The organism is Candidatus Poribacteria bacterium, from assembly GCA_028820845.1.
Lineage (GTDB): Bacteria > Poribacteria > WGA-4E > WGA-4E > WGA-3G > WGA-3G.
The window spans coordinates 14,779-39,859 of sequence record JAPPII010000038.1; the positions used below are offsets into that span (position 1 = coordinate 14,779).

The 25,081-nt window shown below is 46.2% G+C and carries 24 protein-coding genes and 1 pseudogene; 7 read left to right on the forward strand and 18 right to left on the reverse strand.

The features are described 5' to 3' along the window. The first annotated feature begins 41 nt into the window (after positions 1-41). The 6 genes from OXN25_09710 (at position 42) to OXN25_09735 (ending at position 6,339) form a co-directional block, all read left to right on the forward strand. Positions 42-1,055, forward strand: a complete 1,014-nt coding sequence (locus tag OXN25_09710) for a sulfotransferase (protein ID MDE0425133.1) — start codon at positions 42-44, stop codon at positions 1,053-1,055. A gap of 67 nt (positions 1,056-1,122) precedes the next feature. Beyond that, a complete protein-coding gene (locus OXN25_09715) occupies positions 1,123-2,133 on the forward strand; it encodes a sulfotransferase (GenBank protein MDE0425134.1) in 1,011 nt (336 codons plus the stop codon). 31 nt (positions 2,134-2,164) lie between these two features. Then, complete coding sequence (locus OXN25_09720) at positions 2,165-3,850, forward strand: hypothetical protein (protein ID MDE0425135.1); 1,686 nt, start codon at positions 2,165-2,167, stop codon at positions 3,848-3,850. 235 nt (positions 3,851-4,085) lie between these two features. Next, positions 4,086-5,204, forward strand: coding sequence for a glycosyltransferase (locus OXN25_09725; protein MDE0425136.1), 1,119 nt, complete (start codon positions 4,086-4,088; stop codon positions 5,202-5,204). A 185-nt stretch (positions 5,205-5,389) separates the two neighbouring features. After that, positions 5,390-5,974 (forward strand): sugar transferase, encoded by a 585-nt coding sequence (locus tag OXN25_09730; protein ID MDE0425137.1) that lies wholly within the window; start codon positions 5,390-5,392, stop codon positions 5,972-5,974. 8 nt (positions 5,975-5,982) lie between these two features. After that, the gene (locus OXN25_09735) at positions 5,983-6,339 is read left to right on the forward strand and encodes a DUF983 domain-containing protein (protein MDE0425138.1); all 357 of its coding nucleotides are present in this window, start codon (positions 5,983-5,985) and stop codon (positions 6,337-6,339) included. Between the two features lie 10 nt (positions 6,340-6,349). Here the strand turns inward: OXN25_09735 and OXN25_09740 are convergent, their stop codons facing one another. Next, entirely contained in the window at positions 6,350-7,096 is a 747-nt protein-coding gene (locus tag OXN25_09740; GenBank protein ID MDE0425139.1) for an SDR family NAD(P)-dependent oxidoreductase, read from the reverse strand. A gap of 310 nt (positions 7,097-7,406) precedes the next feature. Here OXN25_09740 and OXN25_09745 point away from each other — a divergent pair. Then, positions 7,407-7,592: pseudogene (locus OXN25_09745) on the forward strand (Rdx family protein). A gap of 195 nt (positions 7,593-7,787) precedes the next feature. Here OXN25_09745 and lpxI read toward each other — a convergent pair. From lpxI to OXN25_09830, 17 genes are all read right to left on the reverse strand, one after another. Next, positions 7,788-8,591 carry a UDP-2,3-diacylglucosamine diphosphatase LpxI gene (gene lpxI / locus OXN25_09750; protein ID MDE0425140.1) on the reverse strand — a complete coding sequence of 268 codons (804 nt, stop codon included), beginning with the start codon at positions 8,589-8,591 and terminating at the stop codon, positions 7,788-7,790. Positions 8,592-8,605: 14 nt separating this feature from the next. Next, on the reverse strand, positions 8,606-9,430 hold the full coding sequence (gene lpxA, locus OXN25_09755) for an acyl-ACP--UDP-N-acetylglucosamine O-acyltransferase (GenBank protein ID MDE0425141.1): 825 nt from the start codon (positions 9,428-9,430) through the stop codon (positions 8,606-8,608). Between the two features lie 172 nt (positions 9,431-9,602). Next, positions 9,603-10,889 carry a UDP-3-O-acyl-N-acetylglucosamine deacetylase gene (lpxC, locus tag OXN25_09760; GenBank protein MDE0425142.1) on the reverse strand — a complete coding sequence of 429 codons (1,287 nt, stop codon included), beginning with the start codon at positions 10,887-10,889 and terminating at the stop codon, positions 9,603-9,605. Positions 10,890-10,938: 49 nt separating this feature from the next. After that, on the reverse strand, positions 10,939-11,940 hold the full coding sequence (gene mltG, locus OXN25_09765; GenBank protein ID MDE0425143.1) for an endolytic transglycosylase MltG: 1,002 nt from the start codon (positions 11,938-11,940) through the stop codon (positions 10,939-10,941). A 73-nt stretch (positions 11,941-12,013) separates the two neighbouring features. Beyond that, positions 12,014-12,460, reverse strand: a complete 447-nt coding sequence (ruvX, locus tag OXN25_09770) for a Holliday junction resolvase RuvX (protein MDE0425144.1) — start codon at positions 12,458-12,460, stop codon at positions 12,014-12,016. 341 nt (positions 12,461-12,801) lie between these two features. After that, positions 12,802-13,236 (reverse strand): sigma-70 family RNA polymerase sigma factor, encoded by a 435-nt coding sequence (locus OXN25_09775; protein ID MDE0425145.1) that lies wholly within the window; start codon positions 13,234-13,236, stop codon positions 12,802-12,804. A 176-nt stretch (positions 13,237-13,412) separates the two neighbouring features. Beyond that, a complete protein-coding gene (locus OXN25_09780) occupies positions 13,413-13,721 on the reverse strand; it encodes a hypothetical protein (GenBank protein MDE0425146.1) in 309 nt (102 codons plus the stop codon). 93 nt (positions 13,722-13,814) lie between these two features. Further along, complete coding sequence (locus OXN25_09785) at positions 13,815-14,948, reverse strand: hypothetical protein (GenBank protein ID MDE0425147.1); 1,134 nt, start codon at positions 14,946-14,948, stop codon at positions 13,815-13,817. 18 nt (positions 14,949-14,966) lie between these two features. Then, positions 14,967-16,607, reverse strand: a complete 1,641-nt coding sequence (locus tag OXN25_09790; protein ID MDE0425148.1) for a glycosyltransferase — start codon at positions 16,605-16,607, stop codon at positions 14,967-14,969. A gap of 13 nt (positions 16,608-16,620) precedes the next feature. Continuing rightward, positions 16,621-18,321 carry a glycosyltransferase family 4 protein gene (locus OXN25_09795; protein MDE0425149.1) on the reverse strand — a complete coding sequence of 567 codons (1,701 nt, stop codon included), beginning with the start codon at positions 18,319-18,321 and terminating at the stop codon, positions 16,621-16,623. 11 nt (positions 18,322-18,332) lie between these two features. Beyond that, on the reverse strand, positions 18,333-20,330 hold the full coding sequence (locus OXN25_09800) for a multiheme c-type cytochrome (GenBank protein ID MDE0425150.1): 1,998 nt from the start codon (positions 20,328-20,330) through the stop codon (positions 18,333-18,335). 39 nt (positions 20,331-20,369) lie between these two features. Then, positions 20,370-21,473 (reverse strand): hypothetical protein, encoded by a 1,104-nt coding sequence (locus OXN25_09805; protein MDE0425151.1) that lies wholly within the window; start codon positions 21,471-21,473, stop codon positions 20,370-20,372. Positions 21,474-21,626: 153 nt separating this feature from the next. Beyond that, positions 21,627-22,469 (reverse strand): LamG domain-containing protein, encoded by an 843-nt coding sequence (locus OXN25_09810; GenBank protein ID MDE0425152.1) that lies wholly within the window; start codon positions 22,467-22,469, stop codon positions 21,627-21,629. Between the two features lie 154 nt (positions 22,470-22,623). Further along, on the reverse strand, positions 22,624-22,884 hold the full coding sequence (locus OXN25_09815) for a hypothetical protein (GenBank protein ID MDE0425153.1): 261 nt from the start codon (positions 22,882-22,884) through the stop codon (positions 22,624-22,626). Positions 22,885-23,349: 465 nt separating this feature from the next. Beyond that, positions 23,350-23,787, reverse strand: coding sequence for a hypothetical protein (locus OXN25_09820; GenBank protein MDE0425154.1), 438 nt, complete (start codon positions 23,785-23,787; stop codon positions 23,350-23,352). Positions 23,788-23,982: 195 nt separating this feature from the next. Continuing rightward, positions 23,983-24,489 (reverse strand): hypothetical protein, encoded by a 507-nt coding sequence (locus tag OXN25_09825; GenBank protein ID MDE0425155.1) that lies wholly within the window; start codon positions 24,487-24,489, stop codon positions 23,983-23,985. Continuing rightward, positions 24,490-25,044, reverse strand: a complete 555-nt coding sequence (locus OXN25_09830; GenBank protein ID MDE0425156.1) for a TIR domain-containing protein — start codon at positions 25,042-25,044, stop codon at positions 24,490-24,492. It abuts the gene before it with no gap. Positions 25,045-25,081: the final 37 nt, after the last annotated feature.

Here is a 25,081-nt window from a genome sequence, read left to right on the forward strand (position 1 = left end):
TTTACATTGTGGAACGATGCCCAGATTTAATAGTTAAAAATATGATATTTGTTGTCGGTAACAGTCGCAGTGGCACAACGATGATGGGACGGATTTTAGGACAACATCCGGACGTTTACACCTTTGGCGAACTCCATTTCTTCGGACAACTATGTGCCCCACCCTTTTCTTATGAGATGCCTAAAGCAAATGCATTAAAACTCACTGCAGCACTCTGCTGCGTCCAACGGGAAGGCTATCGGACGCACGGAAACCCGCGTCGGTTCTTAAAAGAGGCATCGGTATTTCTTGACGGTTTAACCGCATATCCTGAAACACCGGCACAACTTTTTTCAGCGTTTCTCCACCATGAAGCAACCGAGAACGGCAGAACGCTCCCGTGCGATCAGACACCACGCAATGTATTTTACATCAAGGACATCCTCGAACTTTATCCAGAGGCACGAATTATCAACATGATCCGAGACCCGCGCGATGTATTGTTATCCCAAAAGCGGAAATGGAAACGCCGATTCCTCGGCGGTAGCGATATGCCTATGAAAGAAACGTTTCGCGATTGGGTGAATTACCATCCAATCACCATCAGCCATATTTGGCGTACCGCTGTCAACGCTGCAGATCAATTTGCGAATCATGAACGGGTCACCTCTATCTACTTTGAGGAACTCCTTACATACCCCGAAACGACAGTCAAAGGTGTCTGTGACTTTGCCAATATCGCCTATACCGATACGATGCTCCAAGTCCCACAGGTCGGTTCTTCCGTTGCAGAGGACAAACCGGAGCAACTCGGCATAAACCCACACCGTGCACACAGTTGGCAGAACGGAGAACTCAGTTCCGCTGAAATTTATCTTAATCAGACCATAACCGCAGCCCTTATGAAGAAACACAACTATAGCCGTGTGTCAATCCAGCCGAATATTGCGGGTTTGGCACTTCATCTATTAACATTTCCTATGAAATTAGGAGGCGCGTTCCTCTTTAACCTTGATCGTATGAAGAGTATCCCGCAAACGATAAAAAGAAGACTTTTCGCGGACAGCGATTTGTAAAGCGGAGCCTCAAGTTAAGGGAAACCTCTTTGCTAACCGCTAATCGCTAATCGCCAATCGCCAAAAAATGATCGCACAAATAAATCCGCTCTACATCAAAACCCGACCGACGAAAGTCCTCACGCGCCTCATGAGTTACGCCTTCTTTGAAGGACGACCCGTGACGACAAAAGGACGTTGGATTAATCCGCTCGTCTTTTCTATTCTGAAAAAGGTCGCCGCAAACAATAGTAAATACAAACCCGTTAAAAAGCCGATCTTCATCTTAGGCACCGGGCGCAGCGGCACCACAATCCTCGGTATCGTGCTCTCCATGCACAGAGATGTCGGCTACCTGAATGAACCGAAAGCGATATGGCATCTCATTCACCCTCACGAAGATATTATCGGAAACTATAGTCAAAACGACGCAAAATACCGACTCACCGCTGAAGATGCGACAGACGAAATGCGCCGCCGTGCGGCACAGATGTTCGGTGCCTATCTGACAACAATCCGTTCAGAACGACTTGTTGATAAATATCCTGAACTGATCTTCAGAGTGGGTTTTGTGCGTGCCTTATTTCCAGACGCACGTTTTATTTTTCTTGTCCGTAACGGATGGGATACGTGTCAGTCCATCGCAACTTGGTCAAAACGACTCGGCGTTCACCGCAACGGAGAGAAACACGACTGGTGGGGGGTCGAAGACCGAAAGTGGCGACTCATGGTCGAGCAACTCGTTAAAACAGATCCTGCCCTCTCTGAAGTTGCTGATAAAATTGAACATTTCGAGCGACACTTGGATAGAGCCGCTGTAGAATGGATAATCACCATGCGCGCGGGGATCCATCTAATGGAGACCTCTTCGGATTGTACGCATCTCGTCCGTTTTGAGGACTTAACAGCAAAGCCAGATGAAACCCTCTCAGCGTTATGCGACTTCTGCGAACTGCCAGTAGACAACACCTTCCGTGAATATGCACGACAAACGCTGCATCCCGTGCCAGCAAGAAAGCCGTTTGATATTCATCCGAAAATTGCCCCAATCTTCCATGAAACTATGAAAGAATTACAGTTCTCCAGCACTCAAGCTTAAAGGTTTTTAGATACTACCTATGTTTTGTATTATGCGAAATCGAAAAAAACAACAGAAATTGAATTTGTGTACACTTTTCACCGTTTTCCTTATTACAGTCTTCTGTATTCCTCCCTATCCTAAAAAGGCAGAAGCCGCTTCACTTATTAACGTGCCGCTAAAGCCAGAACTGTCTGACTTCAATCGTGAAACCTATCGCTTCATCCATCGTTTACTTAATAAGCGGGTTTTGCCCGGTATACCGCGCGGGTCGTTACCACTCACCCGCAAGCAGGTTGTGTCCTATCTGTTGGAAGTCCATCAGAAACAGGAAAACGGTGAAATCAGATTAAGTATCATCGACCAAAAGCGACTAAATGCACTCTTAGCATTCTACCGTGAAGTTCGCGAATTTTCTAAACCTGCTACAGAAATTCCGCAGGGCGGACGGTTGCACGTGATGACGATGGCAGGTGACGACTATCGCTTCTCCTTCGATCTAAGAGGTTCACAACGGGTTATCACACACCTCGTTGATAACCTATCCGATGAACAGCCTGTCGAAGGAAACATGCTCGTTACGACCCTCTATCCACACCTTTATGGGCAGGTTAGAGACAGTTTTGCTTTTACGACTGATATAGCACATAGATTCGTATACGGCGAAATTTTTGACGATTTCTTCCCTGATGAAACAAAAATCAGGCAGGCGGAGGGTAGACTCAAAAACCGAACGGCGATTAATGCCTATCTAAAATTTAATTTACCGTGGTTTGAACTGCAGCTTGGACAAGACACGCTTCAATGGGGACCCGGCTACCACGATAGCCTGCTAATCTCCAAAAACCCGTTAGCTATGGACATGATTAAGTTGCAAGCGAATTACGGATCTGTCACCTTTACCGCTTTCACTGGTATATTAGAAGACATGGCGACAGACATCAACGATAAGTATATTTCTGGACACAGAGTTGAAGGGTATTTCTGGGACAGGTTTGGCTTTGGCATCTCTGAAGTCGTCGTCTACGGCAACCGTTTTGAGCCCGGGTATCTCAATCCAATTAATATTTATCTCATCAACGAGCAGCCGATTTCACGCGCAGATGGTCGTGTCGGTGGCAGCGGTGACAACGTTCTCATGAGTGTCGATATGCGATTCCGCCCCGTAGACGACTTTGAAATTTATGGCGAACTGATGGTCGATGACGGGAATCCTGCAGCGAATTTTAAACATTGGGATACGAAGTTTGGCATCCTCGGTGGCATATATCTAACAGATCCTTTCGGTATTCCAGATACCGATTTCCATGCCGAGTATGCCTTTATCAACCAATACGCATATACGCATGTGAATCCGGTAAATGTCTACAAACACTTTACCACACCGATTGGACATCAAATCGGTTCCGATGCTGACAATCTCTGGTTAGAACTGCGCCACCGCTGGACAGACAGACTTGAAACGGTTTTCGGCTATGAGTTAGAACGGCACGGGTCGGGCAATATTAATAAGGAACATCCTGCAGATGCCCCGAAAGACGATGTATGGACACCTCTGTCGGGAATCACACAAAGCGAGCATCGTCTGTCAGTCGGTGCTAACTGGGTCGTGATCGGAAAATATTCACTCTATGCCGAATGGGCGCGTGTATGGCGACGGAACTTGGGAAATCGTTGGGATGTCTACGAAGATGCAAACGAAATCGAAGCCAAATTCCTCACTCGAATTCCATGGTAAGTTTGAATAGCAAGTTTTGGCTTGCAAACTGGGGTAAAAAAATGAAGATTTATAGCCACTCCATCATCAAAAGGCATAAAGCGTTGCGCACAGTTTACCCATCGTTAAAAGAAATTGGACTTTTACGTCTAAAGCGAGTATAATATATACAAAACCTAACGTAAAATAAAGATAGATTCTGCTTTAACAGTACGATTTAATTCGCGATGGGTATTGGGACGAGGGAAGAATAAGGATGAGAATTCGGGTATTGGGTATACGTGGGCTCCCTGCCACTTATAGTGGTCTGGAAACCATCATGGGTGAACTCGCCCCCCGCTGGGTAGAAGCCGGACACGAAGTCATCGTTTACTGTCGTAAGGCACTCTTCAAAGAGAGACCGGCGGAATGGAAGGGCATCAAACTCGTTTACCTACCGAGTATAGAACATAAGATGTTCAGTACCCTCAGCCACAGTTTTCTGGCAACCCTGCACGCCTCATTTGCAGCATCCGATGTCATTTTAACGTGGAATGCAGGCAATGGTCCCTTTGGATGGTTCTTCCGCATCGCAGGTAAGACTGCCGTTATCAATGTTGATGGAATGGAATGGTTACGTCCAAAATGGAAAGGGATCGGTGCTATCTACTTCAAATGGGCGGCAAAAATGGCAACAGCTGCATTTCCAGTCGTGATTACTGACGCATCTGAAATGAAGCGACTCTACCTCGAAGAACTCGGCGCAGAAACAACCTATATCGCTTACGGTGCTAACATCGAACCTTCAGAGCATCCAGAAATCTTGGAGACTTATGGGCTTGAATCCCGAAACTATTATCTCATCGCCAGTCGGCTTGTCCCTGATAATAATGCTGACCTGATTTTAGAGGCATTCGTCGCCTCTAAAAGTCAAAAGCAGCTCGCTATAGCCGGGGGTGCTGATTACAAAGGCAATAAACTCGAAAATGAATTCTTAGATAAATTGAAAAGTATTGCCAACGAAAATGTCAAGTTTCTCGGGCACATTGACGATTCTGAACACATTAAAGAACTTCACCATCACTGCTTCGCTTACGTTCACGGGCATCAGTTCGGCGGCATTAACCCTTCTATTCTCAAGGCGTTAGGCTACTCCAACTGTATTCTGGCACTGAATACACCGTTCAACGATGAAGTCCTTGAAGGCGGGCATTACGGTGTCCTCTTTGATAAAAACGTCGCATCGCTGAAAGAGAAAATTCTAACTTTAGAACAAAACCCAGAGATGGTCGAAGATTTTCGGCACCGTGCCCCTGAACAAATACGGAAACGATTCAATTGGGAAAACATCGCTCAACAATACCTTGATGTCTTTGAACAACTCCAACAGAACTAATTAGAGCAACACAAGTCATATCGAAGATTATACTGTAATTAGAGGAATTAACTATGCCATTCCTATCAAGAAACATAGATCGGATAGGAAACGATGTAGGCGAAAGTCACAGACATCAAGATGACAGCTTAAAAGCAAGTTTTGGCTCGCAAGTTTCGCCAAAAATACGAACAACAGGAACTCTAGTGGAACGACTCTCCTCTTTCTACGCAAAGCGTGGCAAACATCTGTTTGATGCTATCGCATCATTTTTCCTCATCATTCTTTTTGCCCCGCTGATGGTGCTAATTGCGATTCTAATCAAATTTACCTCGCGCGGACCCGTCTTTTTCTCTCACAAGCGGGTCGGGCTAAACAACCAACTGTTTGTCATCCACAAGTTTCGGAGCCTCCATATCGACACACCGTCTTATTCAGAAAAACCCGGCTCAACCGACGACAAACGTATCGCACCCTTCGGTAAATGGCTTCGTAAAACAAGTTTAGATGAACTCCCGCAACTTTTCAACGTCCTTAAGGGTGAAATGAGTCTCGTTGGACCGCGTCCAGAGATGCCATTCCTCGCCGAAAATTATGAAGATTGGGAAAATCAACGCCACCTCGTCCGACCCGGAATGACAGGACTTTGGCAGCTCAGCCCACGCCGTCAAGGTACAATCCGAGACGGGATCTCTGTTGACCTCGAATACATTGAGAATCTATCCTTCTGGAACGATTTCAAAATACTGATTCGGACTTTCAAAGTTTTTTGGGACAACAACACCTACTAACCCGCCAAATGAAATTCACCTTCAAAAACCTTACTCGGACGCTGCGATGCAGCTTTCGACTGAAGTGCCCTCGGTGTGGTAAAGGTGCGCTGTTTCAAACGTTCTTCAAAATGTTTACCCACTGCACGCAGTGCAATTTGAAGTTTGAACGAGAGTCTGGCTATTTTATCGGTGCGATGTACCTCAACTACGGAGCGACTGTCCTCATCGCTTTTGCGAGTTACTTCCTCGCTGAACGGTTCACTTCTATCCCCTTCTTCTTAAATCTAAGCATCTGGGGACTCTTCTCTGCCATATTTCCCATTATCTTCTACCGTTATTCAAAGAGTCTATGGCTCAACTTCGATTATACGTTCTCTTCTTAGCAGACAAAATTTATCGTGTGAAAACCTGTCCGCGTGTGTATGAACCTGCGTCAGAGGCGAGAAATGTGAGCACGCGTGCAACACCTGCGGGATCCCCAAGCGACTTGCGGGCATTGGCAACAGCAGCATCTGGGTCTTGACCTTCGCGTCTTGCTGATTCTGCGATCTGTCCCAACTTCAACGGTGTCGCAAGTCCACCCGGACAGATGGTATGGATACGGATTGGCGAAATCTGGTTTTCCACCACCATCACAAGCCCATTGACCCCGCCTTTGCTGGAGCCGTAGGCAACTGAAGAACTCCCACCGCGAACGCCTGCCCCTGACGCAATACACAGAATAACACCATCTTCACATCTCCTCATTATCGGAACAGCATGTTTAAGTGCGAAAAAGGTGCCTTTAAGGTTCACGTCAATAACCGAATCAAAAGTCGCCGTCTCAAACTCATCAATACGGACACCCGGTCCACGCAGCACACCCGCTGCAGTCACCAAGACATGAATACCGCCAAATTCTGTATCAGCAGTTTTCACCAAGTCTGTCACCTCAGCTTCGACCATAACATCAGTACGTAGGAACCTCACGACACCACCCGCTTCACGAATTGCCCTGACTGTTTCCTCAGCATCTGTCTCATTAATATCACCAAAAACAACCTTCGCGCCTGCTCTGGCGTATTCAATTGCCGTTGCTGCACCAATGCCAGTCGATCCGCCAGTAATCACAGCGACTTTACCATTAAGTCGAACATCCATATTTCTTCTCTCCTTCGCGACACTTAGATTTGCTAAAAGAGATTATAAGTCGAATGTGTTTACAACGCAAGCCTTTTGTTTTTTTCTAAGATAGCCTTAGATTTGGGAACCGCGCGGACGCAAACTAACACTTTATGCTACAAAACGCTCCCGAATCGCGAAAAATTTGCAATTTTCCAGTATGTATGATAGAATTTTAAAAGGAACAATTGAATTCAGTTTGACAGATAAAGTCAAAAAATGAATGAGGAGGGAAATCCCCATGGAAGTGAGAATTGAATACTGCACCGCTTGAAACTACCAGCCACGGGCAGCCAGTTTGGCAGATGCCTTGAAACAGAAATATGGTGCCGGGGTTATAACTGTCGATTTAATTCCGGGTAGCGGTGGGGCTTTTGAAGTTTCGTTAAACGGAACACTGCTCTATTCAAAATTAAAAACCAGAGAGTTTCCGACGACAGAGCAGATAACAAGTGCTATAGACGCAGCAGCGTAATGGCTATATAGCCGTCAGGTCGCTACGCTTTCAGTGGTCAGAATCAACGGTATGAATGCCTTATGGCATTCACCGGGGTTCTCCGAAACCCTTTCAGCGATCAGTAAAGAAAAGAGATATGCGGTAACGCTCGCGTCTTTGCTGACTGCTGAAAGGATTGCGTAGCAATCCGTGCTGACTGTTGATTGCTGATAGCTATTCCACAGCAACAATTGCGATCTTACACCGATCTGCTTTCTTGACAAGCACATCAACGTCCATAACGAAAGTTCGTCGTGCTTCCACCGCCAGGACACTCGCTTCAACCTGATGCAACACCTTTAGCGTTTGCATCCCGACCGTTGGCACATCAACACGGAAATCGTGATGCTCCGCTGATGCCTTCGCAACCACAACTCCCTTCTTCCCCAAGTTGCCACCTCTTTGAATCGTTATATCCGTCCCTTCAATGGCTTCCATAGCGAGCACAATCTGATTTTTAACGACAACCGTCTGCCCGATATCCATGTTTGCTATCTGGCGGGCGGTCCGAATACCGAGTTCAACATCTGCCCATTGATTCGTTGTCGGTTGTCGCGCCGTTAAAACGCCGGGTTGTGGGAGAAGATGGTGGAGGTACTGATCTTGGGTGAGGACTGTCAGTCCAACGGATTCAAGATAGGTAAGTGCAGCGTTAACAATCGCGGAGGGTCTTTTACGTCGGTTCTGTACTAAAATCCTGATGGTGGTCGCATCAATCTGGAAGGGGCGGAGTAGAATATTTTTTTCGACTTTCCCGATAATCACAACTTCTTTTACGCCTGAATCAAGAAGCGTCCGAGCAATCTTTTGAATCTGACCAACGCCATAAGTGTAAAGTTCATCTGTGATCCCAGCAAAACGCTGCGCGTAGGACTTCGTAATTTGGATGATAACAGGTTGTCGTTCATGAGCAACAGCGGCACGTGCCAACAGCACCGGCAGCTCGCCTGCGCCTGCAATAATACCGAGTTTTTTCATCTTTTAATTTAGATTTAATCGTTAAAAAAACGATTCGGTTGGCTAAATCCGATGCCACGTTTAGAAGTCTCGATAAATTGGAGTAGATATTCAACTTCAGGGGTCGTTTCGAGCTCCTCCTTGACTCTGGTGACAGCATGTCTGAGCGGGAGTCCTGAGCGGAACAGAATACGAAACGCTTTTTTGAGTGCCGCCAGCACTTCAGGCGTGAGTTGGGATAAAGGATTAATCCTTGATGTCCGAATTCCAATCTGGTTGAGACTCCGCACCCGCGCCGGTTGTCCAGCAGAAAGCGCGAACGGCGGAATATCTTGAACAATCTTCGAGAACCCACCTGCCATTGCCATCTTACCGACGCGGACATACTGATGCAACGCCGCATGCGCTCCCAATCGAACATCATCTTCAATCACAACATGCCCGGCAAGTGAGACAAAGTTCGCCATAATTGTCCGATTCCCGACGATAGTGTCGTGCGCAAGGTTAACCCAATTCATTAATAGATTGTTGTCCCCAACGACAGTCGCCCCCTCCTCAAACGTTGATCTGGAAATAGAGACGTACTCACGAAGTGTATTGCGGTTGCCAATCTTGACGTAACTCCGCCAACCCCCGTATTTCAGGTCTTTAGATTCATTACCGATGGTCGCCCCGAAGTAGATTTTGCATGCCTCACCGATAGTTGTCCACTTCTCAATCTGAACATGTGGACCAATCTCAGTGCCGCGCCCGATATGGACATCTTCACCGACAAGACTGTAGGGTCCAATCTTAACCCCTTCTTCCAATGTCGCTTTTGGAGAGATAATAGCCGTAGGGTGAATGTTAGTTTCTATCACAAAATTTCCCTCCTAATCTCGCCATCCCATACAAAAAGGTCTGCCAGTTAATCTTATAGTAGATTTTAGAATTAATTTCACACGTCGCATCAGTGCGGTTAGAAACCGCACCTACCGCGGGTGTTTGAGAATGTAATGTATTTACGGAATCTACTATAATAAGGACTACGGTTCAAACAGACGCTAATACGATTGAGAGCTCCGCCTCTGTAGCAAGTTGGTCTCCGACATAAACGCGCCCTTCGATGCGTGCAATCCTGCTCCTTAACTGCGCCACCTCTATCTCCAACCGAAGCTGATCCCCCGGAATAACAGCACGACGAAATGTTGCCTTGCTGATGGAGCGAAAATAGCCGAGTTCACCTTCTTTACCGATGTCCCGTAGCACCAACCACGCCGCAAGTTGCGCAAGTGCTTCAATCTGCAGCACGCCCGGCATCACAGGCTGTGTGGGGAAATGTCCTTCAAAAATAGGCTCGTTATACGTCACATTCTTGATACCGACAGCGCGTTTTTTGCTCTCATATTCAATGACCCTATCGACCATACACATCGGATGGCGGTGCGGTAACACCTCATAAATATCCATCACCTCAATAGGTTCTTGAACGGGTACCTGTTGAAGATGTCCAGCTTCAGCAAGCGCCTGTACAAATTCAGCGTGGAACGTATGTCCCGTCCGCATGGCGATAACTTGTGCCTTCGGCAGACGACCCGCCAAATAAAGATCCCCAATCAAATCAAGGATTTTGTGTCGGACAAACTCATCTTCAAATCGGAGCGGTGTACTCGGTTCACCCATCTCATTGATAACAAGGACGTTATCATAACTTGCCCCCTTACCGATACCGAGTGCCTGAAGTGCTTCAATTTCATTCTCAAAACAGAAACTCCGAGCCGGTGCAATATCAGAGGCATAAGACTCAGGAGTTATCTCAAGGGTTAAGACTTGGGGGTTGGTTTGTGGATGCGCATAAACAAAAGTTATCTCCAGTGCGTCAGCCGGAAGTAAAACGAGCTGCCTATCCTCAGTGGAAAGTGAAAACGGCTCATCAACCTCAATAAAGTCGCGTTGGGCATCTTGTGGAACAAGCCCCACCGCCTGAATATCTTCAACATACCGACCCGCGCCACCATCAAGCCCCGGCGGCTCTGGTGCGTCTAATTCGATTATTACGTTATCAACACCTAAGCCACCAAGCGCAGAGAGGATATGTTCCACACTGCTAACGGTTGCCTCACCACTGCGTAAACTGGTACATCGCGGCAGAATATCTGCCCAATTTTCGGGACACACCTTTATCTCTGGTGCGTCCGCCATATCTACACGCCGAAAGACAATCCCAGAGTCCGCCGCTGCGGGTTTCAAAGTCAATGTTACAGGTTCCCCTAACATCAACCCTTTTCCCGTAATCGTTATCTCATTCTGAATTGTCTGCTGTGAATCTGCCTTTGCCATTCTGTTTTGTCACTTTCCACGTCGTTACCTCAATCACCCGAGTAAACAACTACCGGTTCCGAGAGGCACGCCGCATTTTTCTCACCATCCTATTATGTTCTGAAAGCGTCTTTGAAAAATGATGTTTTCCTCCGCCTATTGCCACAAAATAGAGATAATCTGTTTTTCCCGGACGCAATGCTGCCATGATTGAATCAATCCCTGGATTCGCAATCGGCCCCGGCGGTAAACCTTTATATTTGTATGTGTTATAAGGCGAATCCACACGCAGATCCGCTTTCGTCAAAAGACGTTCGGGGTTTCCTAAGGCGTAAAGCACGGTTGGATCCGCCTGAAGCCGCCAATTCCGTTTGAGTCGATTATGAAAAACGCTCGAAATCCGAGGTCGTTCTGATTTGACCTGTGCCTCTTTTTCAATAATCGAAGCAAGTGTTACAATCTCATGGCGGGTTCGCCCCAAATCGCGCGCTTCATCATCAAACGTCTCAATCCACCGCTTTGCGAATTCACCGAGCATCATTTCAACAACTTTTTCTACGGTTGTGCCTTTCGCGAACTTATAGGTATTCGGAAACAGATAACCCTCCACCGATTTGTCTTCAGGTATCCCATACTTTTCCAATAAACCATCGGCTTCGGTGGCTTCCTGAAACGCCGTAGCAGTCCCAAAGCCATTGGTTTCCCAAAGTTCAGCGATGGCGATCATCGTTAAGCCTTCCGGTACCGTCCAGCTGACAAGGGTAACCTGTCCTTTTTCTAACTCATCAAGGATATCCGACAGGGACATGTTTCGCCGCAAGAGATATGTTCCTGCCTGCAAACGTCTACCTATTTCCCTGTGTCGCACAAGCAAACGAAAAGCATGTTCACTTCGGATTAGCTTCTCTGCAGCCAATCGTTTTGCGATCGTTCGCGAATTGCTCCCAGTCGGTATATCGAAATTGACAACAGCTTCTGAGGAAGAAGGGGCAGACACCCAAAACACGCCTATCAACGAGGCAATGAGACAGAGAATAGCAACGCTACACAACATCAATATCGCTATTCTCATCTTTCCGATTCTTCCCATCGTCAACATTTTCTCACAGGAGCGACATGCCGATAACCCACTATCCACACGAAAATTAGGCGTTCTCTACCGACGCTGGAGAAGCGATCTCCTGACAGCGATTCATATAATCTTTCAGGATAAGCACCGCCGCCACCTCATCTATGATCCCCTTTTGTTCTCTCGCGTCCTTGCCAAGTTCACGCAGGATTGCTTCCGCTTCAGCCGTCGTGAAGCGTTCGTCCTGAAACTCAATGGGAACGTCAAGTACACCTTCCAAGCGTTTCGCAAACTTCTGAACCTTCTCTGCCTGCGTACCGAGCGAGTCGTCAAGTGAAATAGGTAAACCAATGATCACACGTTCAACCTCGTGGATAGAGACGAGGTCTGAGATAACGATTAGATCCACCTGGCGATTTTTTCGAGTTAGTGTACATAGCGGGTGCGCCGCAACGCCAAGCGCATCACTGATTGCGACCCCAATGCGTGTATCTCCGATGTCTAAACCAAGGAAAACCGCCATTGTCGTTTCCTTCTTACGTTCTTAAAATTAAATCTACCATTCCCTCGTCAGTTTCCAAGTCGTTCTTCTAACAGGATAAAGAAACTGTAAACTTGAGAAATATCACTTTAAGAATTTTACACGAAAAGTTGCGAGTAGTCAAGAAAAATCTCAAGACAGGCGGGTAAACATTTTGGCAGCGGATTATAGATAGCGGTTCGCTGTTAGCAGATAACGGTTAGTTGGTGTCTGTCAGAGTCAGGATTGGCGGGATTTTAGGATTTTCAGGATGAAGTTGCTGCTTAGGGATAGGCGAGGTTAGGAAACCTCGCCGATGCGGAGTGTCTAAACAATTGTAAAAACTACCATAGCAGTTTGAATACAAAGCCACCTACAATTACGATTACCAAAATCGTTGAAAAAATAAAGAGGAGCCGTTTCCGAACTGAAAGGGATTTCCGTTTGATATTAGCGACTTGTCGCATAATATTGGGTACTAAACTTGCAGATATCTGCACGCTGCCGAGTACTTCTTGAATGAGGCGCATTTCATCCTCTCGTAAAAGTCTTCGCGCCTTTTGAAGTCGCCTTGTAACTGCAGTCCCTGACACACCTAAGTATCCCCCAATCTTTTTGGTTGGCAGTTTGCCGAGATAATAGAGCGTGATGACCGTTCTCTCACTCTCTGGCAGTTTTTCCAACGTTTTTTTCACGCGTTCATAGCCATCTTCGCTTGTATTTGTCTCACGCCGCTCAGATATATAACAAGCGCAGGAAGATCGTTTTTCTACTCCCATCAGTACATCCTCCAGCGATTACATCGCTGATTTGTTACGTAGGAACTAATTTCGCGATAAATACAGCCACCCAATAAACCGAATCAGATATTTTCGCGTCAAGAGATCGTTGTACACTTTGATGAAGAGATCTTAGGTAATAACCTTCTCAGATAGGAAACATAACGTTTCCAATCTTAAGGGTCTAAAATTGTGCAATTCCAGACAAATTCCATCGTGGCGTATTCTGCAACTTTTTTCATGAGACGCGTGTGCGTTTCACGCCACAACTCCGCCGTGCTTCCGAGGTGTATCTCCTTATTTTGCCAAAGTTCCGAGACACAATAGCCCGCCCGGTCTTGGTAGGTATCCAATAATTCAACCTCCAAGCACCCGGGGGCACTTCGTAGAACAGGAAGCCACTCAGTTTCAAGGAACTTCTTCAAATCCTTCTTTTTCTTTTTTTCTCGCATTGTGAAAATATAAAAAACTCTTGATTTCGCCATATCATACCTCCTTTTTTATTTTTGCATATTCGGACCTTTACTGAAAAACGGAAATTTCCTAATAATGGTCAATCACAATTGAACACGCATTTATTAAAAAAACGTGAAGAAAGGGCCTCGACACAGAAGCGTCAAGATAACCCCCAGACAGATCACAGGCGCGAACCGCACAGAGCGTTGAATGCGGATTTTGTTGTCAAAATCCGCAAATTTGCCATCTTCTGCCAACTGCTTTAATTCGGCTACTTTCTCTTTTGACACCCCACCAGGTAACGTCCCGAGAACAATATTTGTGTTTAATACATTCGGGAGTGCAAACCCTTGTTTACTATAAACGAGTTCCCCATCCTCACCTTCAATTTTAACAATTTGTTCGGCAGGGACCATTCTCTCTTTCAAATCAGAGATGTCTATCTCCCTATCTAACACCATGCTGTCTAAATTATGAACGAAGTGTTTCCCAAAGAAGAAGATAGCGATATAAACAAGGTATACTTTCAAAAGCGGGACGTAAGCTGCCGACCAGGCACTCAGCGTCCAAGACGTTGTGATAACCATCAGCCCAATCAACACGACACAAACAACATAGTTCCGGATCCTTTCCAGACCGAATTTCTCTACATAGTGACTGAGGATAAAATACAGAGACAACACCAATAATAACCGATACCAAAACCCCAGTTCAATCCCCAACCAGTCCAGCGAGAGCATAATAAGCTGTCCCAGCCCAAGGAGAAAAATGAGTCGAAAAATCATGTCAAAAATCTGTTCACGAAAGTTTTCTTGCCGGAAAATTTCCACAAATGCTTCCCATTTCTGATGCATCTTGGTTTTGATGCACAGATACGCCACAAGAATCAGGCAGTAAGGGACGAAGATGTTGATAATCAGGGTCATCGGTGTGTATTGAGCAAACGCGTTTGCTTCGGTAAACAACCCCACCGGCATCAACAGAGAGGCACCCCAAATCAGTTTAGCATCTCCGGCGGCGAAGATGCCGAACCAATAAAGTGCCAGAACGATGAAGAAACCGCCCAGAAGCGTCGCTATACTGCCTAAAAGCGGGCTACTTCCCGACAAAACAGAGATAACTTGACAGAGAATCCCGGCGTAGATAGCACCGTAGCTGCAATAATTCTTAATTTTTCTTTCTCGTAAGTCTGTATAAGTCGCGGATAGACAAAAGAGTAGAAGCAGCACAATAGATAGATTTTGATAACTTAGCATATTCTAACTCCCCAAATCTCAGAGGAGACTTTCCAAGATTTTTTCCACACGTTCGGGTTCCTGACATATAGACTGAAACACAGTTCTGATCTCCATGGGAGTATGTTCCTCCAATAGAGACATGGCAATTCCTTGCTCGACATCAACAGCAGATGGCACCTTTGATAACACTAATGCTTCCGACTCAATTTCACCAGATACCAAATTGTAATGTTTCCTAAAAAGCAGACGAAGTTTCGTGGGATTAGATTGGCGCACCGGACGACTGCGAAGTTCTCTAAATAAGTTGAGGATTCGCTGGACAGCTGCTTCATAAGTGTAAATTGAAACTGCCTCTAATCCCTCCTGCCCTAAACGTTTCTGCTCGTCAGGGTTTTCAAAGAGAAATTTGAGTTCCTGCGATATGGTTTCAACTGGTAGCTGAACTGGGTCAAAAAGACTTGGGGCAACTTGAACGAATCGGCAAGCACCTGACATCTCTTTGGGGACAGAATTCCCCCAAACAACCGTTGGAATACCACATGCAACGATCTCAAGTAGGAGTAGCGGTGATGCCCCGAGAATTGTGGGAAACAACAATGCGTCTAAAGCATTAAAGATGAAGGGACTTGCCTCTTTGTCTTGTTGAGACGCAATATTAAAGAAGTTGACACAACCATCACCTGTGAAATCGTCCATCAGGCTGGAATGAATCACAAGGTAGTTGAGATCAGGGTTTGCAGACCGTAGTTTTTGCATAAAGCGAAGTGTTTCGTGCGGATGAAGCCCTGGCACAACTCCCACCAACGGCTTTTGCAAAATTTCCGCATTCCCGAGTGCTTGAGACAATTGGTGCTTACACGCTGTTTTATCCATCGGTTTGAAAACAGATGTATCAACACCGTAAGGGATATGATGAAAAATACGCATATCGGGAACGAAATCTGCAAAGAAGGTCTGTGTCCACGAGGCATCACACGCAAAGGCATCGAAATGTTTCAACGCTGCACATCTCTCAAGAGCCGTGTTTCTCGCTTTATGGCTTATCAAAGCCTCACTGGACAGACGGAGGACAGTTGGAATTGTATTAAATTTTAGGAAGACCTGTTCTCCCTCGGTAAGTGGTGATAGAGTGAGGATGCCATCACAGTCCTTTGGAATAAACTTTGCCGGTGAAAACGTACGGTCGTTTCTAAAGAAAATCGGTTGAACCCCTTCAGCTCGCAAACTTTCTGCAATTTCTTGGTAATTACTGAGTGTTTCAGGCAGTCCCAAATAAACATCTGCATGCACTGCCAACAGTGTTGTCAAGTGATGATTCGCGGCACTCAATAAGAAAGGTGTCCTATCTCTACTCTCGGCAACACTTGGTGTTATATAGATTTTCAATCGTTCAGGACACCGAGGGTGTCCACTGTTAGATGGATCCGGCGAAAACAGAATCCCCATTTCCGAAAGTTTAGCGAGAAACGCGAGTGCCTCAAGGACCTCAGAACGACTATGTTTGTCGCTAAGGGTTTCAATAACGACATCTGTCTCTGAAGCACCACAGACATTCAAGACATCGCAGACAACTTCAGGCACTGGGATAACAACTCCGGCATCCAGATCGGCAACAAATTGCTCGCCATTGCGTTTGAACTGATGCAAGTTATGCAAATTGCGAGGGAATTGGATCATTCTTAACGCTCCTCTATCCGTTTATAGCCTCTTCAAAACCAAAGACCTTTTCGAGAACCAGTTCAGCTCTCTCCCGACCATAAAGATGATGTAGCACGGCTTCGACCTCATGTCGGCTGTGTTTTTTAAGGAGTGTCAATGACAAACCCTCCGCTATGGGTTGGGCATAGCGATCCTTCATCAGCGGTCTCTCCTTTTGGGTAGTAATGTTATTTAGTATTGATCGACTTTCAATTTGTCTCCGACGATTGTTAAAATAAGGAGAGAAAGAGATAGCAAAGTGCCGTTTATACCCACTCTCCAACTGTTGAATTCGCTGTAGTTTCCTGAACAACCCAATAACCTTCTGTGCGGTTTTATCCCACGTAAAAGTCAGTGCCCGTTCTCTTGCCTTCTGTCCTAATGCCAATCGTGCCTTCTCATCGGTGAGCAGGCTATTGACGGCATCCGCCATTGCATCCGGTGAAACCGTTCCAGCGAAACTCCCAATTTCATGGTCATAAGCCCGTGCTGGCACAATAATTCCCGCGTCCCCAACAACCTCAGGAAGCCCATCAAGACATGGCACAACGGGTGGTACTCCGCAAGCCATCGTCTCTAAGAGCGCGAGCCCAAATGTCTCTTCACCCACCATTGATGGAAAGCAGTAAACATCGAAAGCATTTATCAGTCGCGCGAGCTGGTCTCGTGGTTGTTGTGGGGCGCAAATTAGGTTCGGAGGGAGTTGCTGGTGCCCGTAGAAATTGAGCATTGGGGCAGTCATCAGAAAACACGCATGTGGCAGGCGTTCTGCGATTTTTATGTAAACCCCTGCCCCCTTCTCAGGCTGAAACCTTGAGAAGAAACCGACAACGGGTGAAGTAGCGATTTGAGGTGCATTGAGCACCTTTGCAATTTCATTTTTCGCTTTTTGCTTGTCCAAGGGCTGAAATCTGTTCGGGTCAACCCCGTAGGGTATGGTATGAAAAATATCCGTGTCAAAGACGAATCGGCTATACAGCTGCTCTACCGAGTTCGTTGGCACCCAAAAGGCATCAAAAGGGCGCATCGCCGCATACCAGAGCAATCCTGCGTTAACGCCTTCGCCATTGTGGCCTTTCGCCGCATGAAGCGGAACAACAAAGGGGGCATCTATATAATCTATAAGCGAAAGAAACCACGTTTCGGGATGACTTTCTAAAAGCACGCCATCATAATCGCGCTGCATCAACTTCAAACGAGCAGACATATCGTTGAATTGGAACCTGATACCTTGCACATTCTCACTGAATTTCTCGTCGCGCTCACCGACCACGTCAAGAGAGGCATAAACTTCCAGCGATTTGATGAGATTGTGATGGGCAACCGACACCCCTCCAGCTGCAAGTGTGATGTCAGCTGCATAGGGACTCCTTTGCAGGACGAGGATCTTCAATTTCCGGGGAGTTTCTGTCTCTAACAGCGGTGAACTGCTTTCGAGGTTTGAAAAAAGAAGTCCCTGCTGCTCCATCGCCGCTAGCGAATTTAATGCCGCAATGACCGACTCACTGCCGTATTTCTTCCGCAGCTCCTCTATGATTTCTTTACTTGAAAATGATGGACACAGGTCCAAGATATCCCAAGTGATGTTATCAATCTCCAACACAGCACATTGGTTCAGGTCAGCGACGTACATCCGGTGGTTTCCCTGTCGGAATTTATGTAGATGCGTGGTCGATTTCGGACAGACTAACACTATACACTCCTTTACTCACGACAGTCTCCTGTTACCCTTCCACGCCAAAGGCTACCGTCAATAATTCGTCCATCAATCACCAAAGTCGGAGACCCTTTGATATTGAGCTCCTCTGTCCTTTGGACATCCTCAATAAGATCCAGTGTTATTTTTTTCGTTTCTACTGCTTCTGCAATCCTGCCGACATCCAGTCCAACATCCTTTGCGCAATTTACCCACGCTTCCTTAAGGTGATCCGCGCGGCAGAGCAGATAATCAAAGAGTTTATCTGGATACAACTCGGCGATAACCATCTGTCGCTTGTTCTCAATCAGTTCGGGTTCACCATGGAGACTTGTAAATTCAATCTTTCCACTCCCGTTTTTTTCAGATGTCTCTTTTTGATTTACATTTACAATAAACCGCAACTTGAAATCAATGGTATCTCCATACTTTTCAAAAAATGGGAGTAATTCCTGCTCGGCTTGCACACCGTAAGGGCAATACGACATCACAAAAAGTTCAACCTCGGGTTTCATGGGTCCGCGCATGCGCTGCTCAAGAATCTGTTTGAGGCTCGGCTGAGAACGACTGTGATCCACTTCAGACATCACCTGTTCAACAAACTGGTCAAAACCTGGAGAATGTTCTGGCGTGTGACATTCCATACAAACTTTTTCAGGCACTTGACCCCGGATATTGTTCTTCAGCGGTGTGTATACGTGTTGTTTACCCGGACCGTGGCAGGTTTCGCAACCAACATCCACAAGATGCTCGCGATCGGGATTTCCTATCTGGTAACCGCTCTCATACCCCGATCCAGTGACGTGGCACGTAATGCATTCTGGATAATACTCCCTGCCGACTGTGCGTAACGTGTTAAACGCTGTCGCATGTGAGGAATGCGACCACTGGGTGAACGCTTTCTGATGACATTCTTGACAAGCTTGAGAACCGATATAACTGTTCGTATCATCCTGTTCAAAAGGTTCGAAAGAAAACAGACGATGACTAACAGTCTGCAATTGACCGTCGGTAGCGACTCGATGATAGAAATCATCCAACAGTTTCCTAATGTCCGGATCGTCGGGGACATGATCGGTTAGGGCGATCTGCTGAACTTGGGCGGAAATGTCCATTTCCTCATCAGTTAGCAGCAACGCACCGAGTGTTTTCCCCTCGGCATTACAATACGCTAATAAGACATCGCCAACTTTTTCGGTTTCACCTTCAAACGGACTCAAAATCGCTGAAAAACTGGGATATTCGCGCGCCAACACCCGATTGACTTCTGGGGGAGAATGACTCAATCCAACAACGAAATCGGACCGTTCTTGAATTTCAGAGAGAAGGGAACTGAGTTTCTCAGAGACAGACGCTATTTCCGCTGGGTCCTTAAAGTCCAATGCGACCAGAGCGATCCGTTTCTCTTCAACTGTTTCTACCAAATACGAGTCAGAATCTTCGGTTAAATCCGAATCTAAAAATGTAAAAGATAGGTCAGCTTTCCTATTTTGAATAATCTCCGTCTCGGTATCAAATGGAAAAAACGCATCATACCCCATCATTTCCATCGCTGTAAAAGCGGTTTGCACGCGATGCTGGTCTCGTTTATGAACCTCATTGTTAGTTGAAACGGCATCGGATTCAAAGGAATGCGATTTCATGGTTGGGAGTTGAGAAGGTTGAACACCGCCGAGATCCACGAGCAGCGGAGAGAATCCGTTTTGTCGAATATCGGATATCGCTTTTGCCCGTCTCGGTAGTCCACCCGATTGCCCAATGAAGCAACCGCACGGCTCCAGCTGCGCTTGCGTGTTCCCCGTGAAGAAAAGCAGTGGCGTACTGTCCGGTGACATCTGCTTCAATTGAGGCAGATAATCCGTCAAAGATGTCGCATGAATCTGAGAAGCGAATTGTTTCGTCTCTCTAATATGTTGTAACCTTTTCGCTTCACTCCATTGTTGATAAACAAACGGCCCTACAACAACAACTGTCAGAATCAGCGTCAGTAATATGTATTTTCTCAAAAAAACCTCTGTGTTTCTAAATAGGTGTTAGCTTCTGGGTTAGTTCTTCGGTTCACCTTTGACTCCACCCCAGCGTGTCAGCAGTTTACCTGTTGCCTCAACAGCACGAAAACCAGTATCAAAGACGAGAACGTCTGGAAAAAATTCCCACCCTTCTCCAACACCGCCGAAAACATAAATCTTGCCGTTGACCGCCACTGCACCAAAAGGGCGCATGGGCACGGGCAAGGATGGAATATCGCGCCATGTCTCTGTCCGTGGATGATACACATCCACTGTCGCTAAATACTGACGAGGTATGTGTAGCCCAGGGACACCTCCAATCAGATAAATTTCATCTCCAATAACAATTGTCGAGAACCCAAATTTGGCAGCTAACATATCCTGTTTCTTTTCCCATTGATGATTTATGGGGTCGTATGCCTCAATGACCGTTAGGATCTGCCGCCCCGCGGCTGCGGGTGGCCATCCGCCAATGACATAAAGACTGTTGTTGACGACAGCCACATTATCTGGGTCGCGGCGAGTCGGCATGTCCGGTGCTTTCCCCCACATATCCGTCGCCGGATTATAGACATCAACCCGGGACATCGCTACTTCATGCTCCGCGCCGACCCCCGTTGAACCGCCAATGAGATAGACCCTTCCAGCAATCACACCCAGATCAAAGCCGATACGAGAAACTGGCATGTTTCCTTTCTTGATCCATCTATTCGTCTTCGGATTGTATGCCTCTACGTGACGGATAAGTTTCATATTCCAAATTTTGTTATCTTTCGCATTATACCCTCCAAAGACATAGATAATCCCGTCGACTACCGCAGATCTCATACCATGGCGGGGCGTTGGCATGTCTGCGCGTCGCCGCCACCTATTGGTTTGTGGATCATACTCATCAACGGTTGAAAGTCCAAAAGGTCCAGGAACTATTGGAGGAAGTGCCCTCACGTCTTCATTGAGGCTGCCACCGATAAGATACACTTTATTATCCACAACGGCTGTGGCGAAATTCACTCTCTCCGTCGGGAGCTGAGTGACGAGTTCCCAATCCGCTGCCGCAAAAGACAATATTAGCATCTGCAAAAGAATGAACGCAACGCAGCCAATAATGATACTTGTTTTAGAGTTAAATACGCTTAACATTGATTATTCCTCCGTGCTTAGTGGTTATCAAGTACATTCTTAGCCTACAGCGATTGGTAGACAGTTATTTTCTTTCGTCTTTAACATTGCTTACACGGACACAGATTTTTTGACGTATCACAAACTTATCGAAAGCCGAGAACTGCTTACCAATCATTGTGCTTTGACTTTCAGTGGGGTACCAGTCTTCGCGCCATTTTTACCTTCCAGATGATAGGCGTTGCCTGATGCGTCTGAGAATTTCGTTGTTCCCCCCGGTTCATCAAAATGCCACAACGCGACGGTCTTCGCGTCATTCTTGAACTTGTCGCGCGGCGTGAAACCTTCTTTAGCAACATCGTAACGCGCCACCGTCGAGATGCGGACCTCATCAATATATCCCGCAAAAGCACCCCAAAAGTGAGTGTGACGCGTGGAACCAATTTTCTCTCCAAAGCCCCCAAGTGTAAAATCCTTTGGACGCTCGAGGCTTGAGAGATCGTGTGCAAGCGTTATGCTTTGCGAGGAGATGTGTGCGACATCGTTGACAATTGTTGTTGTCTGACCCTCCTTCGCCTGAAAAGCGATGTGATGCCATTGGTTTGGTGAAAGGACTACCGGGTGGTAGGATGTCCCCACAACCCTTTTCTTCATTATAATATGTGCTTGCATTCTTAGGAATAAATCTCCCTTCTGCCACTTGAGTTTCTTCCTTACGTTCTCCCACCCATCATGGACATCGTTGACCACATCCATCTTGACTTGTTGGCTGAGAATCATTGCGTGTATATCATCAGCAGGCGGTGTGGTCGGATATATCCACGCTTCTATCGTGAATTCGTCCGTGCCTTCCGGTAAAAGTGTGCCGAATGTTTCAAAATCCAAAACGGCGTAGTCATCGACCCCGTCAAGTGCTAAATAGTTTCCACTAGCCGGTGAAGGGGGTGGAAGTGCTTTCACACTCAACGGGATGAATGTAAGCAAAAAGAGGCAGGTCAGGATGTGTCGGTTTCTCATTTTTGTCTTCTTCCTCGTCGGCAAAGCAAGCATTCGACATAAGGACGTTCAGTTATTTCTGTATTGCCCACTATAAAAGCAAGGACTTATACAAAAACGATTGGACGTAACTGATAAGTCCTCGCTTATATGGAACACGTAAAGGCTTACCGCGCTAGCAGCACCAGTGCTCCAGATGACCGCCTTGATTGGTACCGGAGCAACAACCGGTCCACTCGTCTGTGGAACAATAACCATCCCCACATGAGATTGTGTCACATGCGAGTGCATCGGGTGTGAGCATCAGTGACGCAAGAATCGCTCCCGCTGCGACAGTACCAGCAGCTAAAGCGTTTTTGTGGGCAACATGCCCATCTTCTTTGACGAAGAAGTCGCTGAGACGTTGCTTCGTCAGTTGGACTACATGAGTCTGCATTAGAGTTTATCTCCTTTCATCATATTTGAAAAACGGTAATGCTTTAACCTTATAATGCGTAAAACATTTTAAACATGGGTAAACAGCTCCGTTTAAAATTTAAGACACCTTTTTGCAGGAGAAAGGGTGCATAAATGCCAAAAGATCTGTGTTTACGCTCAAAAAAAATTGTAAGAGCGAACCTTAGGTTCGTCCCTTTCGTATTTAAGATGTCGTTACGAACAGCCAATCTTATCGCCTATAAACCTCGTTATAGCTGATAGGTAAGCTGAATGGATTTAGTTCTCCTCTTTTATCAGTTTATGGGCTCTTGGAGCCTCGGAATTAATTCCTAAACAAGCGGCATAATCTTGAGAATGCGCGGACAGAATATTCTATTTAACATTAAAATATAAACGACTTCAGTGAGTTGCGCGTTTGTAAGAAATTTTTTATCAAGAACGCGCTTCCTCACCGAAGTATCCATTACCGAGGTGTCGATTTCAAAAGTCGAGTATTCTTCTCATAGATATCTTGTATCCCATATCGGTCTTGAATGTTTTTCGCTTCGTAAACCGGCACGGGTGTATGTTTTTCCCCTAAGATGTCAGCGATGCTTTGTGCCCATATCTCAACTTCATCAAGCCACCGGAGCGGGGTACCGAGCGCGACGAAGGCAGGCACTTCGCTGATATCTACATCATGTATAAAATGAGCGATAAGGGGGTGTGGCGCGGATGGCAGCGTGTTAAAGGGTTTCGCGTATCGTTGTCGTCCGCGAGCACCCCCGATTTCATAAGGGATCCACGGGGAATCCAATGTTCCTGGGCCGATAACACCTAATAGAGCAGAAGAGACATCTAATCCCTGCTCAATGCACAGAGCGGTTTTGACATCATCTTTTTCGGCTTGGGCATGCTCCATGCATTTGTCATGCTCATCTAACCAATAGTGTAGTCCATCTATATTCTCTAATATTATTCTCTAATATTTCTGCACATTTCAGGGCTATTTGCATATCACAAATTTTGCGTCTGTAAGAGATGAACACGACAGATTTTATGTCAGGATCAAAACTACGTTGTCCGACTTCAAAAAGGTTTTTTGTAAGCATTATTTTTATTCCTGTTCTGTCTTAGACAAGTTACTTATATCTTCGATACCAGCAAGTACTGCAAGCGTTCGCATGTACGCGCGCAAAATCTCTTGAAGTGATTCAAGTTCGGTTCGGAACTCGATGCATAACGCGGGATCATCAAAAGCACCTGCCAGACTTTTGCGGTGCCACTTTGCCGTAAACGGACGCACCTCTTGATTGAGGATAATGATCGCGATCTGAGCAAATTCTACACAGTCTGGACCTTGGGCAAGAAGAATCTCTCGCGTGGTTGGAAAGAGCGAATACACACTATCTAATGCGATCTTCTCATCGCCATGTTCTGGAGGCAAGGGCTGTGTGGTAATTCGAGTAACCATTTCAATGTACAGATCCCACGACGCTTTTCGATCATTTCCTATGGGATGTGGGTTTCGTTTTGTATTCAGGAATTTCTCATTAAAAGTCACCCCCAGTTTTATAAGAGGATAAACCAAAGCACTAAGTTGGGTTGGATCAAATTCCATCATTTAATCAGACCACCTTTCGCCCGATCGATTATTTTTGAACGAATCACGAGAGTTATCGGGCGGAGGATTCTCGTTTCTCCGTTTGAAAGCTTCGTGTATCCACGACTGCACAGTATCTGGATCATCACTCCAATTGTGGATTGTTGCGAACCTGCATTCAATATTATCGTAGAGTCTCGGAGGGGTTGTGTTAGGATAATAATGGGTAGGCTTACCGGGTGGTCTGGGGTACGTCGGTAATATAATCCCCAAAAGTCCGGAACGGGAATTGTATTGTGTTTGGCGTATGCTGGAACCGATTTCCCAGTCTACGAATTTTCGTTGCCATGTATGGGCACCTACTAACACGACTGTCACTGTGGAATCTCGAAGGTACTCATCTCGGATTTTTTGATGGATTGTCTCCGTTTTGAGGTTTGGGTCAATGTCGCCTATTTCAACGGATTCTGACACCATGATGTCATGGATATCCGAAAACAGCAGTTCAAATCGTTCCCTATAGTCTTGATCTTCTGCATGGTAGTAGCTGACAAAGACCCGGTGTCTGTTGTTCATTTACATGTCTCCTTTTGAGGTAAGCAATAATTGGCAA

Excerpts from the sequence above, each read along its gene's own strand:
- OXN25_09710 (MDE0425133.1), top strand. The coding sequence starts at position 42 with ATGATATTTGTTGTCGGTAACAGTCGCAGTGGCACAACGATGATGGGA.
- OXN25_09715 (MDE0425134.1), top strand. The coding sequence starts at position 1,123 with ATGATCGCACAAATAAATCCGCTCTACATCAAAACCCGACCGACGAAA.
- OXN25_09720 (MDE0425135.1), top strand. The coding sequence starts at position 2,165 with ATGCGAAATCGAAAAAAACAACAGAAATTGAATTTGTGTACACTTTTC.
- OXN25_09725 (MDE0425136.1), top strand. The coding sequence starts at position 4,086 with ATGAGAATTCGGGTATTGGGTATACGTGGGCTCCCTGCCACTTATAGT.
- OXN25_09735 (MDE0425138.1), top strand. The coding sequence starts at position 5,983 with ATGAAATTCACCTTCAAAAACCTTACTCGGACGCTGCGATGCAGCTTT.
- OXN25_09740 (MDE0425139.1), bottom strand. The coding sequence starts at position 7,096 with ATGGATGTTCGACTTAATGGTAAAGTCGCTGTGATTACTGGCGGATCG.
- lpxI (MDE0425140.1), bottom strand. The coding sequence starts at position 8,591 with ATGAAAAAACTCGGTATTATTGCAGGCGCAGGCGAGCTGCCGGTGCTG.
- lpxC (MDE0425142.1), bottom strand. The coding sequence starts at position 10,889 with ATGGCAAAGGCAGATTCACAGCAGACAATTCAGAATGAGATAACGATT.
- mltG (MDE0425143.1), bottom strand. The coding sequence starts at position 11,940 with ATGAGAATAGCGATATTGATGTTGTGTAGCGTTGCTATTCTCTGTCTC.
- ruvX (MDE0425144.1), bottom strand. The coding sequence starts at position 12,460 with ATGGCGGTTTTCCTTGGTTTAGACATCGGAGATACACGCATTGGGGTC.
- OXN25_09775 (MDE0425145.1), bottom strand. The coding sequence starts at position 13,236 with ATGGGAGTAGAAAAACGATCTTCCTGCGCTTGTTATATATCTGAGCGG.
- OXN25_09780 (MDE0425146.1), bottom strand. The coding sequence starts at position 13,721 with ATGGCGAAATCAAGAGTTTTTTATATTTTCACAATGCGAGAAAAAAAG.
- OXN25_09785 (MDE0425147.1), bottom strand. The coding sequence starts at position 14,948 with ATGCTAAGTTATCAAAATCTATCTATTGTGCTGCTTCTACTCTTTTGT.
- OXN25_09790 (MDE0425148.1), bottom strand. The coding sequence starts at position 16,607 with ATGATCCAATTCCCTCGCAATTTGCATAACTTGCATCAGTTCAAACGC.
- OXN25_09805 (MDE0425151.1), bottom strand. The coding sequence starts at position 21,473 with ATGTTAAGCGTATTTAACTCTAAAACAAGTATCATTATTGGCTGCGTT.
- OXN25_09810 (MDE0425152.1), bottom strand. The coding sequence starts at position 22,469 with ATGAGAAACCGACACATCCTGACCTGCCTCTTTTTGCTTACATTCATC.
- OXN25_09815 (MDE0425153.1), bottom strand. The coding sequence starts at position 22,884 with ATGCAGACTCATGTAGTCCAACTGACGAAGCAACGTCTCAGCGACTTC.
- OXN25_09820 (MDE0425154.1), bottom strand. The coding sequence starts at position 23,787 with ATGGAGCATGCCCAAGCCGAAAAAGATGATGTCAAAACCGCTCTGTGC.
- OXN25_09825 (MDE0425155.1), bottom strand. The coding sequence starts at position 24,489 with ATGATGGAATTTGATCCAACCCAACTTAGTGCTTTGGTTTATCCTCTT.
- OXN25_09830 (MDE0425156.1), bottom strand. The coding sequence starts at position 25,044 with ATGAACAACAGACACCGGGTCTTTGTCAGCTACTACCATGCAGAAGAT.